This window comes from Marinospirillum insulare DSM 21763 (assembly GCF_000686905.1).
Taxonomy (GTDB): domain Bacteria; phylum Pseudomonadota; class Gammaproteobacteria; order Pseudomonadales; family Halomonadaceae; genus Marinospirillum; species Marinospirillum insulare.
This window is the reverse complement of record NZ_JMLW01000005.1, coordinates 98,798-113,437: the sequence shown is the minus strand read 5'-3', so window position 1 is coordinate 113,437 and position 14,640 is coordinate 98,798. Positions and strand designations below refer to the sequence as shown.

18 protein-coding genes are annotated in these 14,640 nt (G+C 43.3%); 16 read left to right on the top strand and 2 right to left on the bottom strand.

Annotation, left to right across the window (positions count from 1 at the left end; translation table 11 throughout):
* The first annotated feature begins 30 nt into the window (after positions 1 to 30).
* The 9 genes from BP27_RS0102960 to hisD all read left to right on the top strand — a co-directional run bounded on the left by BP27_RS0102960 (position 31) and on the right by hisD (position 6,700).
* Positions 31 to 846 carry an ABC transporter ATP-binding protein gene (locus BP27_RS0102960; protein ID WP_036239203.1) on the top strand — a complete coding sequence of 272 codons (816 nt, stop codon included), beginning with the start codon at positions 31 to 33 and terminating at the stop codon, positions 844 to 846.
* Positions 839 to 1,621 carry a lipid asymmetry maintenance ABC transporter permease subunit MlaE gene (gene mlaE / locus BP27_RS0102955; protein WP_027850282.1) on the top strand — a complete coding sequence of 261 codons (783 nt, stop codon included), beginning with the start codon at positions 839 to 841 and terminating at the stop codon, positions 1,619 to 1,621. The genes BP27_RS0102960 and mlaE overlap by 8 nt, the downstream gene beginning before the upstream one ends.
* Before the next feature lie 16 nt (positions 1,622 to 1,637).
* Positions 1,638 to 2,102, top strand: coding sequence for an outer membrane lipid asymmetry maintenance protein MlaD (gene mlaD, locus BP27_RS0102950; RefSeq protein ID WP_027850281.1), 465 nt, complete (start codon positions 1,638 to 1,640; stop codon positions 2,100 to 2,102).
* Positions 2,103 to 2,111: 9 nt separating this feature from the next.
* Entirely contained in the window at positions 2,112 to 2,750 is a 639-nt protein-coding gene (locus tag BP27_RS0102945; RefSeq protein ID WP_027850280.1) for an MlaC/ttg2D family ABC transporter substrate-binding protein, read from the top strand.
* Positions 2,751 to 2,773: 23 nt separating this feature from the next.
* Complete coding sequence (locus tag BP27_RS0102940) at positions 2,774 to 3,058, top strand: STAS domain-containing protein (RefSeq protein ID WP_160169812.1); 285 nt, start codon at positions 2,774 to 2,776, stop codon at positions 3,056 to 3,058.
* Positions 3,059 to 3,149: 91 nt separating this feature from the next.
* Entirely contained in the window at positions 3,150 to 3,410 is a 261-nt protein-coding gene (locus tag BP27_RS0102935; protein ID WP_027850278.1) for a BolA family protein, read from the top strand.
* A 15-nt stretch (positions 3,411 to 3,425) separates the two neighbouring features.
* Complete coding sequence (gene murA / locus BP27_RS0102930; RefSeq protein ID WP_027850277.1) at positions 3,426 to 4,688, top strand: UDP-N-acetylglucosamine 1-carboxyvinyltransferase; 1,263 nt, start codon at positions 3,426 to 3,428, stop codon at positions 4,686 to 4,688.
* 22 nt (positions 4,689 to 4,710) lie between these two features.
* Positions 4,711 to 5,361, top strand: a complete 651-nt coding sequence (hisG, locus tag BP27_RS0102925) for an ATP phosphoribosyltransferase (protein WP_027850276.1) — start codon at positions 4,711 to 4,713, stop codon at positions 5,359 to 5,361.
* Between the two features lie 25 nt (positions 5,362 to 5,386).
* Positions 5,387 to 6,700, top strand: a complete 1,314-nt coding sequence (hisD, locus tag BP27_RS0102920) for a histidinol dehydrogenase (protein WP_036239199.1) — start codon at positions 5,387 to 5,389, stop codon at positions 6,698 to 6,700.
* An 11-nt stretch (positions 6,701 to 6,711) separates the two neighbouring features.
* Here hisD and BP27_RS0102915 read toward each other — a convergent pair whose 3' ends face one another.
* Complete coding sequence (locus BP27_RS0102915) at positions 6,712 to 7,869, bottom strand: Do family serine endopeptidase (protein ID WP_027850274.1); 1,158 nt, start codon at positions 7,867 to 7,869, stop codon at positions 6,712 to 6,714.
* 124 nt (positions 7,870 to 7,993) lie between these two features.
* Here BP27_RS0102915 and BP27_RS0102910 point away from each other — a divergent pair, with 124 nt between their 5' ends.
* On the top strand, positions 7,994 to 8,752 hold the full coding sequence (locus tag BP27_RS0102910) for a Nif3-like dinuclear metal center hexameric protein (protein WP_027850273.1): 759 nt from the start codon (positions 7,994 to 7,996) through the stop codon (positions 8,750 to 8,752).
* A gap of 81 nt (positions 8,753 to 8,833) precedes the next feature.
* Here the strand turns inward: BP27_RS0102910 and BP27_RS0102905 are convergent, their stop codons facing one another.
* Positions 8,834 to 9,364, bottom strand: coding sequence for a Z-ring associated ZapG family protein (locus tag BP27_RS0102905; protein ID WP_027850272.1), 531 nt, complete (start codon positions 9,362 to 9,364; stop codon positions 8,834 to 8,836).
* 231 nt (positions 9,365 to 9,595) lie between these two features.
* Here BP27_RS0102905 and zapE point away from each other — a divergent pair, with 231 nt between their 5' ends.
* From zapE to BP27_RS0102875, 6 genes are all read left to right on the top strand, one after another.
* Entirely contained in the window at positions 9,596 to 10,690 is a 1,095-nt protein-coding gene (gene zapE / locus BP27_RS0102900; RefSeq protein ID WP_027850271.1) for a cell division protein ZapE, read from the top strand.
* 193 nt (positions 10,691 to 10,883) lie between these two features.
* Positions 10,884 to 11,315 (top strand): 50S ribosomal protein L13, encoded by a 432-nt coding sequence (gene rplM / locus BP27_RS0102895; protein WP_027849484.1) that lies wholly within the window; start codon positions 10,884 to 10,886, stop codon positions 11,313 to 11,315.
* Positions 11,316 to 11,327: 12 nt separating this feature from the next.
* Entirely contained in the window at positions 11,328 to 11,720 is a 393-nt protein-coding gene (gene rpsI, locus BP27_RS0102890) for a 30S ribosomal protein S9 (RefSeq protein ID WP_027850270.1), read from the top strand.
* 237 nt (positions 11,721 to 11,957) lie between these two features.
* Complete coding sequence (gene petA, locus BP27_RS0102885; RefSeq protein ID WP_027850269.1) at positions 11,958 to 12,554, top strand: ubiquinol-cytochrome c reductase iron-sulfur subunit; 597 nt, start codon at positions 11,958 to 11,960, stop codon at positions 12,552 to 12,554.
* Complete coding sequence (locus BP27_RS0102880; protein ID WP_051610195.1) at positions 12,554 to 13,810, top strand: cytochrome b; 1,257 nt, start codon at positions 12,554 to 12,556, stop codon at positions 13,808 to 13,810. Before petA ends, BP27_RS0102880 begins: the two co-directional genes overlap by 1 nt.
* Positions 13,810 to 14,577 carry a cytochrome c1 gene (locus BP27_RS0102875; RefSeq protein ID WP_027850267.1) on the top strand — a complete coding sequence of 256 codons (768 nt, stop codon included), beginning with the start codon at positions 13,810 to 13,812 and terminating at the stop codon, positions 14,575 to 14,577. The genes BP27_RS0102880 and BP27_RS0102875 overlap by 1 nt, the downstream gene beginning before the upstream one ends.
* Positions 14,578 to 14,640 lie beyond the last annotated feature (63 nt).

The following is a 14,640-nucleotide window of genomic DNA, read 5'->3' as shown; positions in this document are numbered from 1 at the left end:
TTCTTCTATGACTTCTGGCTGGAGAGTTTAATGCAAGATGAATTGGTTAAAGTTAAAGATTTACATTTTAGTCGTGGTGACAAAGCCATTTTTTCTGGTGTTAACTTAACTTTGCGTAAAGGCAAAATAACCGCAATTTTAGGGCCTAGCGGAACAGGTAAAACAACCCTCTTGCACCTTTTAGGTGGACAGCTACAGCCGTCGAAAGGTTCTATAGAAGTTTTTGGGCAACCATTGGCAGGTTTGGGGCGTAAAAGTTTATTTGAATTGCGTAGCCGTATGGGTGTGCTGTTTCAGTCGGGTGCCTTGTTTACTGATATGTCAGTCTTCGATAATGTCGCCTTTCCTCTGCGTGTGCATACTAACTTGCCTGCCAGCATGATAAAAGATTTAGTGCTTATTAAGCTTGAAGCTGTTGGCTTGCGTGGCGCAAGAGACTTAATGCCTGCCGAGCTATCGGGTGGTATGGCGAGGCGTGTTGCCTTAGCTAGAGCTGTGGCTTTAGACCCTGAGCTTCTCATGTATGATGAACCTTTTGCTGGCCAAGATCCTATTTCTATGGGCGTATTAGTCCAGCTAGTTCAACGCTTGAATAAAGCTTTGGGGTTAACCTCAATTATTGTTTCACATGACTTGGCAGAAACTTTTTCTATTGCAGACTATGCCTATATTTTGGCTGAGGGTAGGGTAATTGCAGAAGGCACGCCAGCAGAATTAGAAGCATCTTTACAGGCTGATGTGCGTCAGTTTATTGGCGGGCTTGCTGATGGTCCGGTTGCTTTCAATTACCCTGCGGTTAGCTTTGCTGATGATTTATTTGCTCAAGAGGAATCTAGTTATGCTTGATTGGCTTGCTAGCCTAGGGCGTTATGGTTTGAATTTGACGAGCGCTTTTGGGCGCTCTGGTGTGTTTATCTTTCAGTCTTTAGCTGGGTTACCCAAAACAAGCGAAGCTTTTACCCTCTGGTTACGGCAAATTTATTCAGTGGGTGTTTTATCGTTAATTATTATATTAGTGGCGGGCTTGTTTATTGGCATGGTGCTCGCTTTACAGGGCTATACAATTTTAGTTGATTTTGGTGCTGAGCAAGCTTTAGGGCAAATGGTGGCGCTAAGTTTAACGCGTGAGTTAGCCCCTGTTGTAGCTGCCTTGTTATTTGCTGGTCGTGCTGGATCTGCACTCACGGCCGAAATAGGGTTGATGAAAGCGACAGAGCAACTAGCAAGCCTAGAAATGATAGGTGTAGACCCTTTAAGGCGCATTATTGCTCCTAGGTTGTTGGCAGGTTTTGTAGCTCTACCCATCCTAACCATTATTTTTACCTTTGTAGGGGTTTGGGGAGGTTGGCTGGTAGGGGTTGACTGGCTAGGTGTTGATGAAGGTGCATTTTGGAGCAATATGCAGTCATCGGTTTCTTTTCAGGCAGATGTGCTTAATGGTGTAATTAAAAGTTTGGTTTTTGCACTGGTAGTAACCTGGATAGCCGTATTTCAAGGTTATGATTTAGTACCAACTTCTGAAGGTATCAGTCTTGCTACAACGCGAACTGTCGTTTATTCGTCTTTAGCTGTATTGGGGCTAGATTTTGTTCTAACTGCATTGATGTTTAGTAACTTATAAGTGGGTGGATTAAAAAATGCGTAATCAACGCTGGATAGAGGTTTCTGTAGGGGCGTTTATGCTCTTAGGTCTAGCAGCTTTATTGTTTTTAGCTTTTAAGGTGAGCGGCTTAGCGCAAACTTCTGAGCGAAATGGTTTTGAGGTTCAGGCATGTTTTGGTGATATTGGCGGGTTGAAGCCTAGATCAAGGGTTACCTTGGCAGGTGTAACTGTTGGGCGAGTGGCTGCTATTAACTTAGATCACCAGTGGTTTGAAGCTTGTGTGACTATGCAGTTAGAGGATAGTTTGGTGAATAAGTTAAGTAAGGATACAGCGGCAGCCATTCAAACGTCGGGTTTACTAGGTGATAATTACATTAGTTTAACGCCAGGTATAGATGAGGCTTGGTTAGCCCAAGGCGACACCTTGAAAGACACTCAGTCTGCACTCATCTTAGAACAATTGGTCAACCAGTTCATTTCTAATTCAACTAGAGACTAAGTAAAAGTTATGAGGTTTTTTTATACCAGCTTACTATTGTTGGGGTTAATAGCTAATCAAGCAGGCGCTAATGAAGCTCTGTCATCTAAACAGGTGGTAGAGCGAGGTATTGCAGATTTAACCGAAGTATTTGAAGCAAATAAAACTGTTTATGATCAGCAGCCTAACCAGCTTTATGTTGACCTAGATAGAGTGCTGCAACCCTATGTTAATTTTCGCTATATCAGTGCGCGAGTCATGGGTGGACGTTATTTTCGTGCTGCCACACCTCAGCAACGGACAGACTTTGCAGCCACCTTTCAAGAGACGCTTGTTAAAACTTTTGGTCAGGGTTTGATGAACTTTGATTACCAAGAATTTGACTTGCAAATAAAAGAGGGTGAAACACGCTATGAAGACCAAGATAATATTGCTTTAGACGTTGTCGCCAAAGGTGGAGAGCGTATTCCGATTATTTTTACGCTACGTTTACACGCTGACGAATGGAAGATCATTAACCTAATAGTTAACGGGGTAAACCTTGGTTTAACTTTCAATAGCCAGTTTGATCGTGCTATGCGTGAAAAGAATCGAGATTTTGATGCAGTTATTGCTAACTGGTCGCCAGAACAAACCTTAGGAGAACTTAAGAAAGGTGAGGTTGAGTAATGACTAGGTTGCAGGAGCTAAGCTTGAATAACTGGTCTTTAACAGGTCGGGTAGAATTTGCTACTGCCGAAAAGCTAGCTGAAGCATTAAAAATACAAGCCCATACAAAAAAAGTACAGGTATCTTTAAAGGAAGCTAGAGGGGGCTCGGCTTTACTTCTAGTTTTGCTGGCTTGGCAGCGTCGCTGCTTAAGTTTAGGTGCTCAGCTTAGCTTGGTAGATGCATCCTTTGAGTTACAAAAAATTGCTGAATTAAGCCATTTAGAGAACCTCTTACCTCTAGTCTTTAACACTAAAGAACCTAGCTAAGGTGCCCAAGAGGTACCTTTTCAGTTATTATGCCTAAGAATTTAGCTATAAAGTATTTAAGCAGCTGCTGTTTATTTAATAAGGAGTAATCATGCAAGCCCAGACCTTGAAAGAATTGTTAGAGAGCCGTATCCCAGAGTGTGAATTTATTGTTAAGGGTGATGATGGGCGGCATTTTGAAGTAGTGGCTATAGGTGAGGTGTTTGCTAGCTTACCTAGTCCTGTTAAAAAGCAGCAGCTAGTTTTTTCTGCACTGAGTGAAGAGTTTGCAACAGACAAGCTGCATGCTATGGCATTAAAAACCTACACCCCAGAACAATGGGCAAAAGTTAAAGATTTACAGGCATTTTAAGGCCCTAATATAAGTATGGATAAACTACTAATAACTGGGGGACACCCCCTAGATGGTGAAGTGTGGATTTCTGGTGCAAAAAACTCAGCCTTACCTATCTTAGCTGCTAGCCTATTGGTTGATGGGCCCGTGTCTATCGGCAATCTACCTCACTTGCATGACATTACTACCATGATAGAACTTTTAGGTGGTATGGGTGTACAGGCTGTTGTAGATGAGAAAATGTCGCTTGAGTTAGATGCAAGTTACCTAGATAACTGCGTTGCGCCCTACGAGTTAGTTAAAACCATGCGAGCTTCCATTCTGGTGCTAGGTCCTTTAATGGCTCGCTTTGGAAAAGCTGAAGTTTCTTTGCCTGGTGGTTGTGCAATAGGCAGTCGCCCCGTGAATTTACACCTAGACGGCTTAAAGCAAATGGGTGCCGATATTCGTGTTGAAGAAGGCTATATCCGCGGTAAGGTTAATGGCCGTTTACAGGGTGCGCATATCTTGTTTGATATGGTGACTGTAACGGGCACAGAAAACTTGATGATGGCCGCTGTGCTTGCTGAAGGTCGCACGATTTTAGAAAACGCCGCGCGTGAACCTGAAGTAGTTGACTTGGCTGACTTCTTAAATGCTATGGGCGCAAAAATTACTGGTGAAGGTACAGACACTATTATTATTGATGGTGTGGCTGAGTTAAGTGGCTGTCATTTTAATGTGGTTGCTGACCGTATAGAAGCAGGTACGTTTCTTGTAGCAGGTGCCGCTACCCGTGGTCGAGTAAAAATAAAGCATACCCGTGTTGATATATTGGATGCTGTTTTAACTAAACTAAAAGAAGCCGGCGCAACCATTACCTCGGGCGATGATTGGATAGAGTTAGATATGCACGGCAAGCGTCCTAAAGCTGTAAGTATTAGAACTGCACCCTATCCTGCTTTTCCTACCGATATGCAGGCGCAGTTTATGGCGCTAAATGCTATTGCTGAAGGCACGGGAACCGTTATAGAAACTATTTTTGAAAACCGTTTTATGCACGTACAAGAAATTCAACGTATGGGTGCAGACATTCAAGTCGAAGGCAATACCGCTATTATTCGTGGTGTAGATAAGTTAACTGGCGCCCCTGTTATGGCGACTGATCTACGTGCTTCAGCAAGCTTAGTTATCGCTGCCCTAGTTGCAGAAGGCGATACACTGGTTGACCGCATTTACCATATAGACCGTGGCTACGAGTGTATTGAAGAAAAACTAATGTTGCTGGGCGCTAAAATAAAGCGTATTGCTGCCTGATAAAAGATTAACGAGAGAAATAATGCCATTAAGTCTAACGCTAGCCCTTTCAAAAGGGCGAATTCTAGATGATACCCTGCCACTTTTAGCAGATGCAGGCATAGAGCCAGCAGAAGATATTAGTAAAAGTCGTAAGCTTATTTTTGACACTAATTTACCTGGGGTGCGTTTACTGATTATACGCGCTGCCGATGTACCTACCTATGTTGAGCTAGGTGCTGCAGACTTAGGTGTCTCAGGTAAAGATGTGTTAATAGAGCATGGCGGTAGTGGTATGTATGAGCCATTAGATTTAAAAATTGCCAGCTGCAAACTAATGACTGCAGCGCTTGTTGGCGCTAAGCAACCTGAAGGTCGTCGCCGAGTTGCCACCAAATTTGTGAATACGGCTAAGCGCTGGTATGCCGAACAAGGCATTCAAGTTGATTTAATCAAGCTCTACGGTGGTATGGAGTTAGCACCCATTATGGGGTTAGCTGATGAAATCGTTGATATTGTTGATACGGGTAATACCCTAAAAGCTAATGGTTTAGAGCCGCGTGAATTTATTGCTGATATTTCTTCACGCCTAGTTGTTAACCGTGCATCAATGAAAATGAAGTATCAGTTAATACAGCCACTCTTAGACCGCCTACGCTTGGCAGTTGAAAAACGCTCAACAACTTCTAGTTAATTCATTTGCTGTTTTGGAAACAAAAATGCCCTCGACACCCTTTGCTGTAAGAAGATTAAAAGCATCCAGTGCAGATTTTTCTACTCACCTAGACCATCTATTAGCCTGGGAAGGTGTATCTAATGCTGAGGTGCAAAAGCAGGTAGATAAAATTATTGCAGATGTTCGCCAACAAGGTGATGCAGCTGTTTTAGCCTTTACCCAACAATTTGACCAGCATCCAGCCACTGAGTTTTCACAACTAGAAATTTCTCAGCAGCAATTAAAGGCAGCTTTTGAAAGTTTACCGACTAAAAGACGTGAAGCATTAGAAGTGGCTGCTAAGCGAGTGACCGGCTATCACGAGCACCAAATACAGCCATCGTGGAATTACACTGAAGAAGATGGCACCTTGTTAGGGCAGCAGGTGATGCCTTTAGATAGAGTGGGTGTTTATGTGCCTGGTGGTAAAGCAGCCTACCCTTCCTCTGTTTTAATGAATGTTTTACCCGCTAAGGTTGCCGGTGTTAAAGACATTATTATGGTTGCACCTGCACCTAGGGGCGAATTAAACCCCTTGGTATTGGGTGCAGCTTATCTAGCTGGCGCTACTAGGGTGTTTGCCTTGGGTGGTGCGCAGGCTGTTGCAGCCTTAGCTTATGGTACAGAAAGTGTGCCAGCGGTAGATAAAATAGTGGGTCCAGGCAATATCTATGTGGCTACAGCCAAGCGAGAAGTGTTTGGGAAGGTGGGTATCGATATGATTGCTGGCCCATCAGAAATCTTAGTGGTTGGTGATGGTAAAACTGATCCAGACTGGATAGCGATGGATTTGTTTTCACAAGCGGAACACGATGAAGATGCTCAGTCTATTCTTATTAGCTGGGATGCAGACTGGTTAGATAAAGTTGAGCAAAGCATTAACAAGCTATTGCCCACCATGGAACGTGAAGCAATTATTAAAACGTCGTTACAAAATCGTGGTGCTTTAATTCAGGTTGAAAATCAAGAGCAAGCCATTGAGTTGATTAACCGTATAGCACCAGAGCATTTAGAGCTGTCGGTAGAAGATCCGGATGCTTGGTTACCTAATATACGCCATGCTGGTGCAATCTTTATGGGGCGTTACACTGCTGAAGCGATAGGTGATTATTGTGCCGGCCCTAACCATGTTTTGCCTACTTCGGGTACAGCAAGGTTTTCTTCACCTTTAGGGGTGTATGACTTCCAAAAACGTTCCTCACTAATTTACTGCTCACCAGAGGGTGCTAGCACTTTGGGCAAGGTAGCCAGTGAGCTAGCTGAGGGTGAATCCCTTACTGCTCATGCTCGCTCTGCACGTTACCGTATCAAAGATTGATAACTTTCTTTTTAGCGCTGTGGGCTGGTAGGACGCTGGCCTATAGTCGCAGTTAAAGCTTGCTCTCGACCTTTACGACTAATGTTAAACATAACTTGAGTATTAGGTCTTAGTCCGGCTATGTAGTTAATGGCAGCTCTAGCGCCTTCTACCTTTCTATTGTTGATTTGGGTAATAACATCGCCAGGCTTTAAACCAGCTTTATCTGCTGGTCCGCCACGCAATAACCCTGCCACTAGAATACCCTGAGCATCATCTAGCTGTAGCGATTGAGCTAAAGCTGGGGTTAGTTCTTGCACTTCAATACCCATCCAACCACGCACTACAAACCCTTCGTTAATTAAATCCAACATAATTTGTTTAGCAAGATTAGAAGGAATGGCAAAGCCTATGCCTTGTGAGCCACCCGAGCGGGTAAAAATAGCCGTATTAATACCGAGTAATTGGCCGTAGGGATTTACGAGTGCACCACCTGAGTTACCCGGGTTAATGGCTGCATCGGTTTGAATAAAATCTTCGTAGGTATTGATTCCTAAACTATTGCGACCTAAAGCGCTAATAATGCCTTGGGTGACTGTTTGACCAACTCCGAAAGGGTTGCCTATGGCTAAAACTACATCGCCGACTTCTAGCGTGTCAGAAGAGGCAAGAGAAATCATGGGTAGGTTATCGAGTTCAATTTTAAGTACGGCTAAATCAGATTCAGGATCACTGCCTATGATTTGAGCAAAGGTTTCACGCCCATCACGCAGAGCAACACGAATTTCATCGGCATTATTAACTACATGGTGGTTGGTTAGAATATAACCTTCACTGCTGACCAAAACACCTGAACCTAGACTAGACTGCATACGTTTTTGGCTAGGCTGACTTTCTTGTCCAAAAAAATGCCGAAAGAAAGGGTCATTCATAAACGGGTTGGTTTGTTGCGCAACTAGCTTGGTAGTATAGATATTGACTACCGCTGGAGCAGCCATTCTCACGGCAGAGGCATAAGACACTGGGCCTTCTTGGCGGGCAACAAGCAGTGGCTCGCTAGCATGAATTTCAGCCAAAGCTTGGTTGGCTGCTGGTTGACCAGTTAGGCTAGGAAAAGCTTGTAGCAATAAAGCGGCAAAAAGTAGACCGCTAATTAAGGGCCAGACAAGTTGTGGCTTTAAAAATTTCATGAATTGAAGTAACTCCAGCAAAGCTTAGGTAGACTAATTTTACCTGACTAATGAATGATTTGCTGAGTGAAATTGGGGCCAGTAACAAATAAAACAACGGGTAAGAACTGAGGTAAAGATTAGTATGACCATTGAATTAAGTAAATTGGTAGAATCCCTAGATAAGCACCTACAAGTAGAGGACTTTAAAGATTATTGCCCTAATGGCCTGCAAGTTGAAGGGAAAAGTCAAATAAGAAAAATTGTAACAGGTGTAACGGCATCGCAAGCACTTATAGAAAAAGCCATTGCAAGTAAAGCTGATGCCTTGTTAGTTCACCATGGTTATTTTTGGAAGGGTGAAGCGCAACCACTTGTTGGTATGAAAGGTAGGCGAGTAGCAGCTTTAATGCGCAATAATATTAGTTTGATAGCTTACCATCTACCCTTAGATGTTCACCCTGTATTAGGTAATAATCAACAGTTGGCAGAGGTGATGGACTGGACAGTAACAGGTGTGATGGATTCTCCTAGCTGGCCTTTAGGTTTGGTTGGTGAATTGACTCAGCCTTTAACAGCTAAAGATTTTTCAGAGCAATTAAGCATTAAACTTGGTCAGCAACCGCTACATTTGGCCGGGCATGATCGAAAAATTAAAACCTTGGCTTGGTGTACCGGTTCAGCAGAAGGGGGTATTTACCGAGCAGCAGAGTTAGGAGTTGATGCTTATATTAGTGGCGAGGTCAGTGAGCAAACCCTACATGCGGCTCAAGAGCTGGGTATTGACTACTTTGCAGCTGGTCACCATGCAACGGAGCGTTATGGTGTAAAAGCTTTAGGGGAGTGGATAGCTAATCAGTGGCAGGTTGAATGCGAGTTTATTGATCTACCCAACCCTGTTTAGTAAAAGTTACCTACCTGCAGCTGATGGCATAGATAGCAGGTAGGTTTAAAGCTTTTGCTGACAGGTGTTTTAAATGACAGCTTAAGATTTTTTTGGCTCAAACACTTCAGGTTTAAGGCCAAAGTCTTCAGCTAGCGTGCCGCCTACCTTGTCAGCGTCATAATCTCTAGGGGGCTCGAAACTTGGCTGCTGAAAGCTCTCAGACAAGGTTCCACCTTCTTTATTGGAAGCATAGTCACGAGGTGGCTGGTAGTCATTGGCGCTCCACTTTTCTGCCGCTTGATCCAACTTCTTTTGGTCTTCAGTTCGGCCTGTTAAGCGTTTTAATACACCTTCATCATTACAGAGCTGACTGGCATCGGTAGCTAGCTGGCTTTCCATGCTTTGTAGCTGCTTACCCAATGAAGCTAAACTGCTAGCTGTGCGTGAGAAGTGGTCATTAAGGCTTTCGCGTACTTGGTTTAACTCTAATTCACGCTCAGTCAGTTGATGACGAATTTTAGTGTTTTGTACAGCGCTGGTATTCATCTTGCGATAAATCAAAGCACCAACAAGGCCACCGACTAAAAAGGATGTAAGAATATAAAACCATTGAATATCAGCAAAGTTCACGTGTAACTCCTCAAATGGGTGGCGAATAAATACCGCCTTACAGTTATATTTGCACATTATATCGGTCAGATGTGACTAGAGGTCAAGCCTTGCTGCTCGGCATCTAAGGATATTTGGTCTTACAGGCTTTGGAAGAGTCACTTGGCTAGCGTATAATTCAGCAGTTCTATTTGATCACTATAGATTCATTCTTTATTGAAAGGCTATTCAGAGGCTAAGGGTAAAAAGTACATGACTCCCATGGAGCGTTATCTACAAGACCTTAAGCGGGAAGGTTTTAAGTCTGATCCTGCTCAAAAAATTGCGGTTGAGCATCTGCAAAGGCTGCATGATGATTTGGTTCAGGCTGAACAAACTGCTTCTTCAAGTGGGTTGTTTTCACGTTTGATTAAAAAGAAAACCACGCCAGCTATTAAAGGCCTGTATTTTTGGGGTGGTGTAGGGCGAGGTAAAACTTACCTAGTAGATACATTTTTTGAATGCCTACCTTTTGAACAAAAAATGCGTAGTCATTTTCACCGCTTTATGCAGCGAGTTCATGCTGACCTTAAGAAATACGATGGTCAGGCTAACCCGCTTAAATTAGTGGCTAAACAGTTAGCTGGTGAAGTTAAAGTGCTCTGTTTAGATGAGTTTTATGTAAAAGATATTACTGATGCAATGATTCTAGGTAATTTAATGGAGGCTTTGTTCAATGAAGGCGTGGTGCTAGTAACTACCTCGAATATTCTACCTGATGACTTGTACAAAAACGGCTTGCAGCGTTCGCGTTTTTTACCTGCTATCGCTTTACTTAAAAACTACACTGAAGTGGTAAATGTTGATAGCGGTGTTGATTATCGTCTACGTACTTTGACGCAAGCAGAAATCTATCATTCACCCTTAGATGCAGCAGCAGATCAGAGTTTAAACAAAAGTTTTGATGCAATGGCAAGGGTTGAGGGTCTCAGAAACGAGTCCATAACTATTAATGGGCGAGAAATAGTCGCACGGCGTGTACATGATGGTATCGCATGGTTTGAATTCGATGAACTGTGTGACGGCCCAAGAAGCCAGTATGACTATATTGAGCTTTCAAAAGTTTTTCATACAGTGTTTTTATCCGATGTACCTCAGTTAGGTGTAGCAAAAGACGATCAAACACGACGCTTTATTAATTTAATTGACGAGTTTTATGATCGGAGTGTGAAAGTCATTATTTCTGCTGCTGCCAGTATCGATAAAATCTACTCAGGTGGCAGCCTAGCTTTTGAAATGGATCGAACTAAAAGCCGCTTATTGGAAATGCAGTCGCACGAATACTTAGCAAGAGAACATAAGCCCTAGACTAAATAACAGAAGTGGTATAAAATCCGCGCTCCTTAGAAAAGTGTTAAGTGTCTAAGGCAACTTGTTATTAGGTGCTAGTTAATACTACTAACCTGATAACCAATAAAAATAGGTAATGATCAGTACGATCTGTAGCAGTGCTTTATGCCTGCAGCAAGTCGTGAAGATCCTACTAAGAGTAGATAGTTAAATGAAAACCACTGTTTCTGCAAAACCAGAAAGCGTAAAGCGCGACTGGTATGTGGTAGATGCCACAGATAAAACGCTAGGTCGTCTAGCGACTGAGCTAGCGCGCCGTCTACGCGGTAAGCATAAGCCTGAATACACTCCTCACGTTGATACTGGTGACTATCTAGTTATCATCAATGCTGAAAAAGTGCGCGTAACAGGTAACAAAGCTAAAGGTAAAATCTATTATCGTCATACAGGTTTCCCTGGTGGCATTAAAGAAATGTCCTTTGAAAAGCTGATTGATCATGCGCCTGAGCGTGTTATTCAGGGTGCTGTAAAAGGTATGCTACCTAAAGGTCCTTTAGGTCGTGCAATGTTTGCCAAGCTGAAAGTTTACGCCGGCGCGGAACATCCGCATGCTGCTCAGCAACCGCAAACTCTGAATATTTAACGGAAGGTCGTCATGTCTGCTAATCAAAACTACGGCACCGGCCGTCGCAAAACCTCTACTGCTCGTGTTTTTTTAAAGCCAGGTAGCGGTAAAATTTCTATTAATGGATCTAGCCTGCAAGAATACTTTTGCCGTGAAACTTCGCAAATGATTGTTATGCAGCCGCTAGAGCTAACTGACTCAACTGCTAAGTTTGACCTAAATATCACCGTATCTGGTGGTGGTTCAAATGGTCAGGCTGGGGCAATTCGTCACGGTATTACCCGTGCACTTATGGATTATGATGAATCTTTACGCGCTTCACTACGTACTGCTGGTTATGTAACCCGTGATGCACGTATGGTTGAACGTAAGAAGATTGGTCTACGTAAAGCACGTAAGCGCCCACAGTTCTCTAAGCGTTAAAACTTGGAGTTTTGGCTGCGGCCAACTAAAGAAACGCCTGGCCGCTTTAGGTTGGGCGTTTTTTTTTGCGACAATAAATTGTTTTTATGAAAAGCTCTACCACTAAATCACTAGTGTTTATAAGGTTTCCTTTCTTGTGTTAGTGAGGGCTTTTTTTTAAGATTAACCATATTTAAAAAAATGGTTCGGGTTGCGAATAATACTCGGATGAAGTTTTGTCGATGGGGAGAACCTTTAATGAGTAATGATGGCGTAAACAAGGGACGGCGACGCTTCCTTGTCGGTGCGACATCCGTCGTAGGGGCGGTAGGCGCAGTCGGGGTTGCGGTACCTTTCGTTGCCTCTTGGAATCCTAGTGCTAAGGCTCGTGCAGCAGGCGCACCAGCTAGAGCGGATATTTCTAAAATTGAGCCAGGGCAACAAATGACTGTTGAGTGGCGTGGTAAACCTGTATGGATTATCCGTCGCACACCAGAAATGCTAAAAAGTCTTGAAGCTGTAGAAGATCGTTTAGCAGACCCTAACTCTGATGTTATTAGTCAGCAGCCTGACTATGCCAAAAATCGCGAGCGCTCAATTAAGCCAGAGTTTGCTGTGGTTATTGGTATTTGTACGCATTTAGGTTGCTCTCCAACCTATCGTCCTGAAGTAGCAGCTGCAGATTTAGGTAGTGATTGGGTCGGCGGTTTCTTCTGCCCCTGTCATGGTTCGCGCTTCGACTTATCGGGTCGTGTAATGCGTAGCCAGCCAGCACCAACTAACCTTGAAGTGCCCCCCCATAGCTACATAGATGACAATACAATAATAATTGGTGTCGATGAGGAGAACGCATAATGGCTGGTAACCGTAATAAGGGGAATCCAGGCTTAATGGGTTGGATTGATGATCGTTTCCCTGCAACTGCCATGTGGGAAGATCACCTAAGTAAGTACTATGCGCCTAAGAACTTTAACTTTTGGTATTTTTTTGGCTCGCTGGCCTTGCTAGTACTGGTAAACCAAATTTTAACCGGTATTTGGCTAACCATGAGTTATAACCCTTCAGCTGAAGGTGCTTTTGCTTCCATGGAATACATCATGCGTGATGTAGAAATGGGTTGGCTTATTCGCTATATGCACTCAACGGGTGCTTCAGCCTTTTTCGTTGTTGTTTACCTGCACATGCTGCGCGGTATGATGTACGGCTCTTACCAAAAGCCTCGTGAATTAATCTGGATTTTTGGTATGGCTATCTACCTTGCGCTAATGGCTGAAGCCTTTATGGGTTACCTACTACCTTGGGGACAAATGTCTTACTGGGGTGCTCAGGTTATCATTTCTCTATTTGGTGCTATCCCCGTTATTGGTGGTGATTTAGCTCAGTGGATACGTGGTGATTACCTAATTTCTGGTATTACTCTCAACCGTTTCTTTGCGCTACACGTTGCTGCTTTGCCTATCGTTATTATCGCACTAGTGGTACTGCACATACTGGCACTTCACGAAGTGGGTTCTAATAACCCAGATGGCGTAGACATTAAGAAAGACTTAGATGAAAACGGTGTGCCCTTAGATGGTATTCCTTTCCATCCTTACTACACAGTGAAAGACATAGTTGGTGTTGCGGTTTTTGCGTTTGTATTTGCTTTAATTGTGTTCTACTTCCCAGAAATGGGTGGCTACTTTATTGAAGCACCTAACTTTGAACCTGCGAATCCGCTTAAAACACCAGACCACATTGCACCTGTTTGGTACTTCACGCCTTTCTATGCAATTTTGCGTGCTATTACCTTCTCTGTGTTTGGTTTAGAAGCTAAATTCTTAGGTGTTATTTTCATGGGTGCAGCCATTGCAATTCTTTTTGTGTTGCCTTGGTTAGATCGTAGCCCAGTAAAGTCTATTCGTTACAAAGGCTGGATGAGTAAACTGGCTTTAGTACTCTTCTGTATTAGTTTTGTGGTGTTGGGTGTGTTAGGTGTTCTACCTTCTACCCCAGGCCGTACTACTCTTGCGCAGCTGTGTACTGCCATTTACTTCTTAGTTTTCCTTCTGATGCCTTTCTACACCAGAATTGAAAAATGTAAACCAGTTCCAGACAGGGTGACAGGCTAATGAAAAAGCAATTACTAGCATTATTTATCGCGCTGGTGCCTGCCCTATCTATGGCTGCAGGCTCTCCAGCAAAACTGGATGCTATGAGTCCAGACTTATACAATACTGAATCTTTACATAATGGCGCACGTTTATTCGTAAACTACTGCATGGGTTGTCACTCAGCTGAGCATCAGCGTTTTGCTCGTACTGCTGAAGATTTAGGTATTCCTCAAGAAGTGATCGAAGAAAACCTTATTCTTAGCCCGCAAACTGCGTATAACGATCAAATGCGTATTGCTATGACGAAAGCTGACTCAGCTGTTTGGTTTGGTACTCCACCACCCGATTTAAGCTTAATGGCACGCTTAAAAAGCCCTGAGTATATCTATAGCTTCTTGCGTAGCTTTTACCTAGATAGTGGTAAGCCTTGGGGTGTTAATAACTCCGTTTTTCCTGATGTGGGTATGCCGCATGTATTAGCCGACTTACAAGGTACTTACAGCTTAGCTTGTGATCCTAATGCGATAGGCGCAGAAACCATTGATCCACTTAAAGGTAAAGTAGCTAACCCGCGTGACTGCTTTAAGGAAGTCACGCCTGGGAGCCTTTCACCTACGGAGTTTGACAAAGCAGTTTATGATTTAACTAACTTTATGGTCTATGTGGCCGAGCCAAGTAAGTATCAGGCAAATTCACTAGCACCTAAGGTGTTAATCTTTATTGTCATCTTCTTCTTCTTCGCTTACCTGTTGAAGAAAGAGTACTGGCGAGATGTCAAACATTGATTAGTTTACAAAAACTAATGGATGTAAATTGATATAAAAGCTGGCAAGGGCGTACGGTTTTCG

Bases quoted from the DNA above. Each gene is read 5' to 3' on its own strand.
- hisG (WP_027850276.1), top strand. From the start codon at position 4,711: ATGCCATTAAGTCTAACGCTAGCCCTTTCAAAAGGGCGAATTCTAGAT.
- zapE (WP_027850271.1), top strand. From the start codon at position 9,596: ATGACTCCCATGGAGCGTTATCTACAAGACCTTAAGCGGGAAGGTTTT.
- mlaD (WP_027850281.1), top strand. From the start codon at position 1,638: ATGCGTAATCAACGCTGGATAGAGGTTTCTGTAGGGGCGTTTATGCTC.
- BP27_RS0102915 (WP_027850274.1), bottom strand. From the start codon at position 7,869: ATGAAATTTTTAAAGCCACAACTTGTCTGGCCCTTAATTAGCGGTCTA.
- rpsI (WP_027850270.1), top strand. From the start codon at position 11,328: ATGTCTGCTAATCAAAACTACGGCACCGGCCGTCGCAAAACCTCTACT.
- hisD (WP_036239199.1), top strand. From the start codon at position 5,387: ATGCCCTCGACACCCTTTGCTGTAAGAAGATTAAAAGCATCCAGTGCA.
- BP27_RS0102945 (WP_027850280.1), top strand. From the start codon at position 2,112: ATGAGGTTTTTTTATACCAGCTTACTATTGTTGGGGTTAATAGCTAAT.
- petA (WP_027850269.1), top strand. From the start codon at position 11,958: ATGAGTAATGATGGCGTAAACAAGGGACGGCGACGCTTCCTTGTCGGT.
- BP27_RS0102875 (WP_027850267.1), top strand. From the start codon at position 13,810: ATGAAAAAGCAATTACTAGCATTATTTATCGCGCTGGTGCCTGCCCTA.
- mlaE (WP_027850282.1), top strand. From the start codon at position 839: ATGCTTGATTGGCTTGCTAGCCTAGGGCGTTATGGTTTGAATTTGACG.
- BP27_RS0102910 (WP_027850273.1), top strand. From the start codon at position 7,994: ATGACCATTGAATTAAGTAAATTGGTAGAATCCCTAGATAAGCACCTA.
- BP27_RS0102880 (WP_051610195.1), top strand. From the start codon at position 12,554: ATGGCTGGTAACCGTAATAAGGGGAATCCAGGCTTAATGGGTTGGATT.
- rplM (WP_027849484.1), top strand. From the start codon at position 10,884: ATGAAAACCACTGTTTCTGCAAAACCAGAAAGCGTAAAGCGCGACTGG.
- BP27_RS0102935 (WP_027850278.1), top strand. From the start codon at position 3,150: ATGCAAGCCCAGACCTTGAAAGAATTGTTAGAGAGCCGTATCCCAGAG.
- murA (WP_027850277.1), top strand. From the start codon at position 3,426: ATGGATAAACTACTAATAACTGGGGGACACCCCCTAGATGGTGAAGTG.
- BP27_RS0102960 (WP_036239203.1), top strand. From the start codon at position 31: ATGCAAGATGAATTGGTTAAAGTTAAAGATTTACATTTTAGTCGTGGT.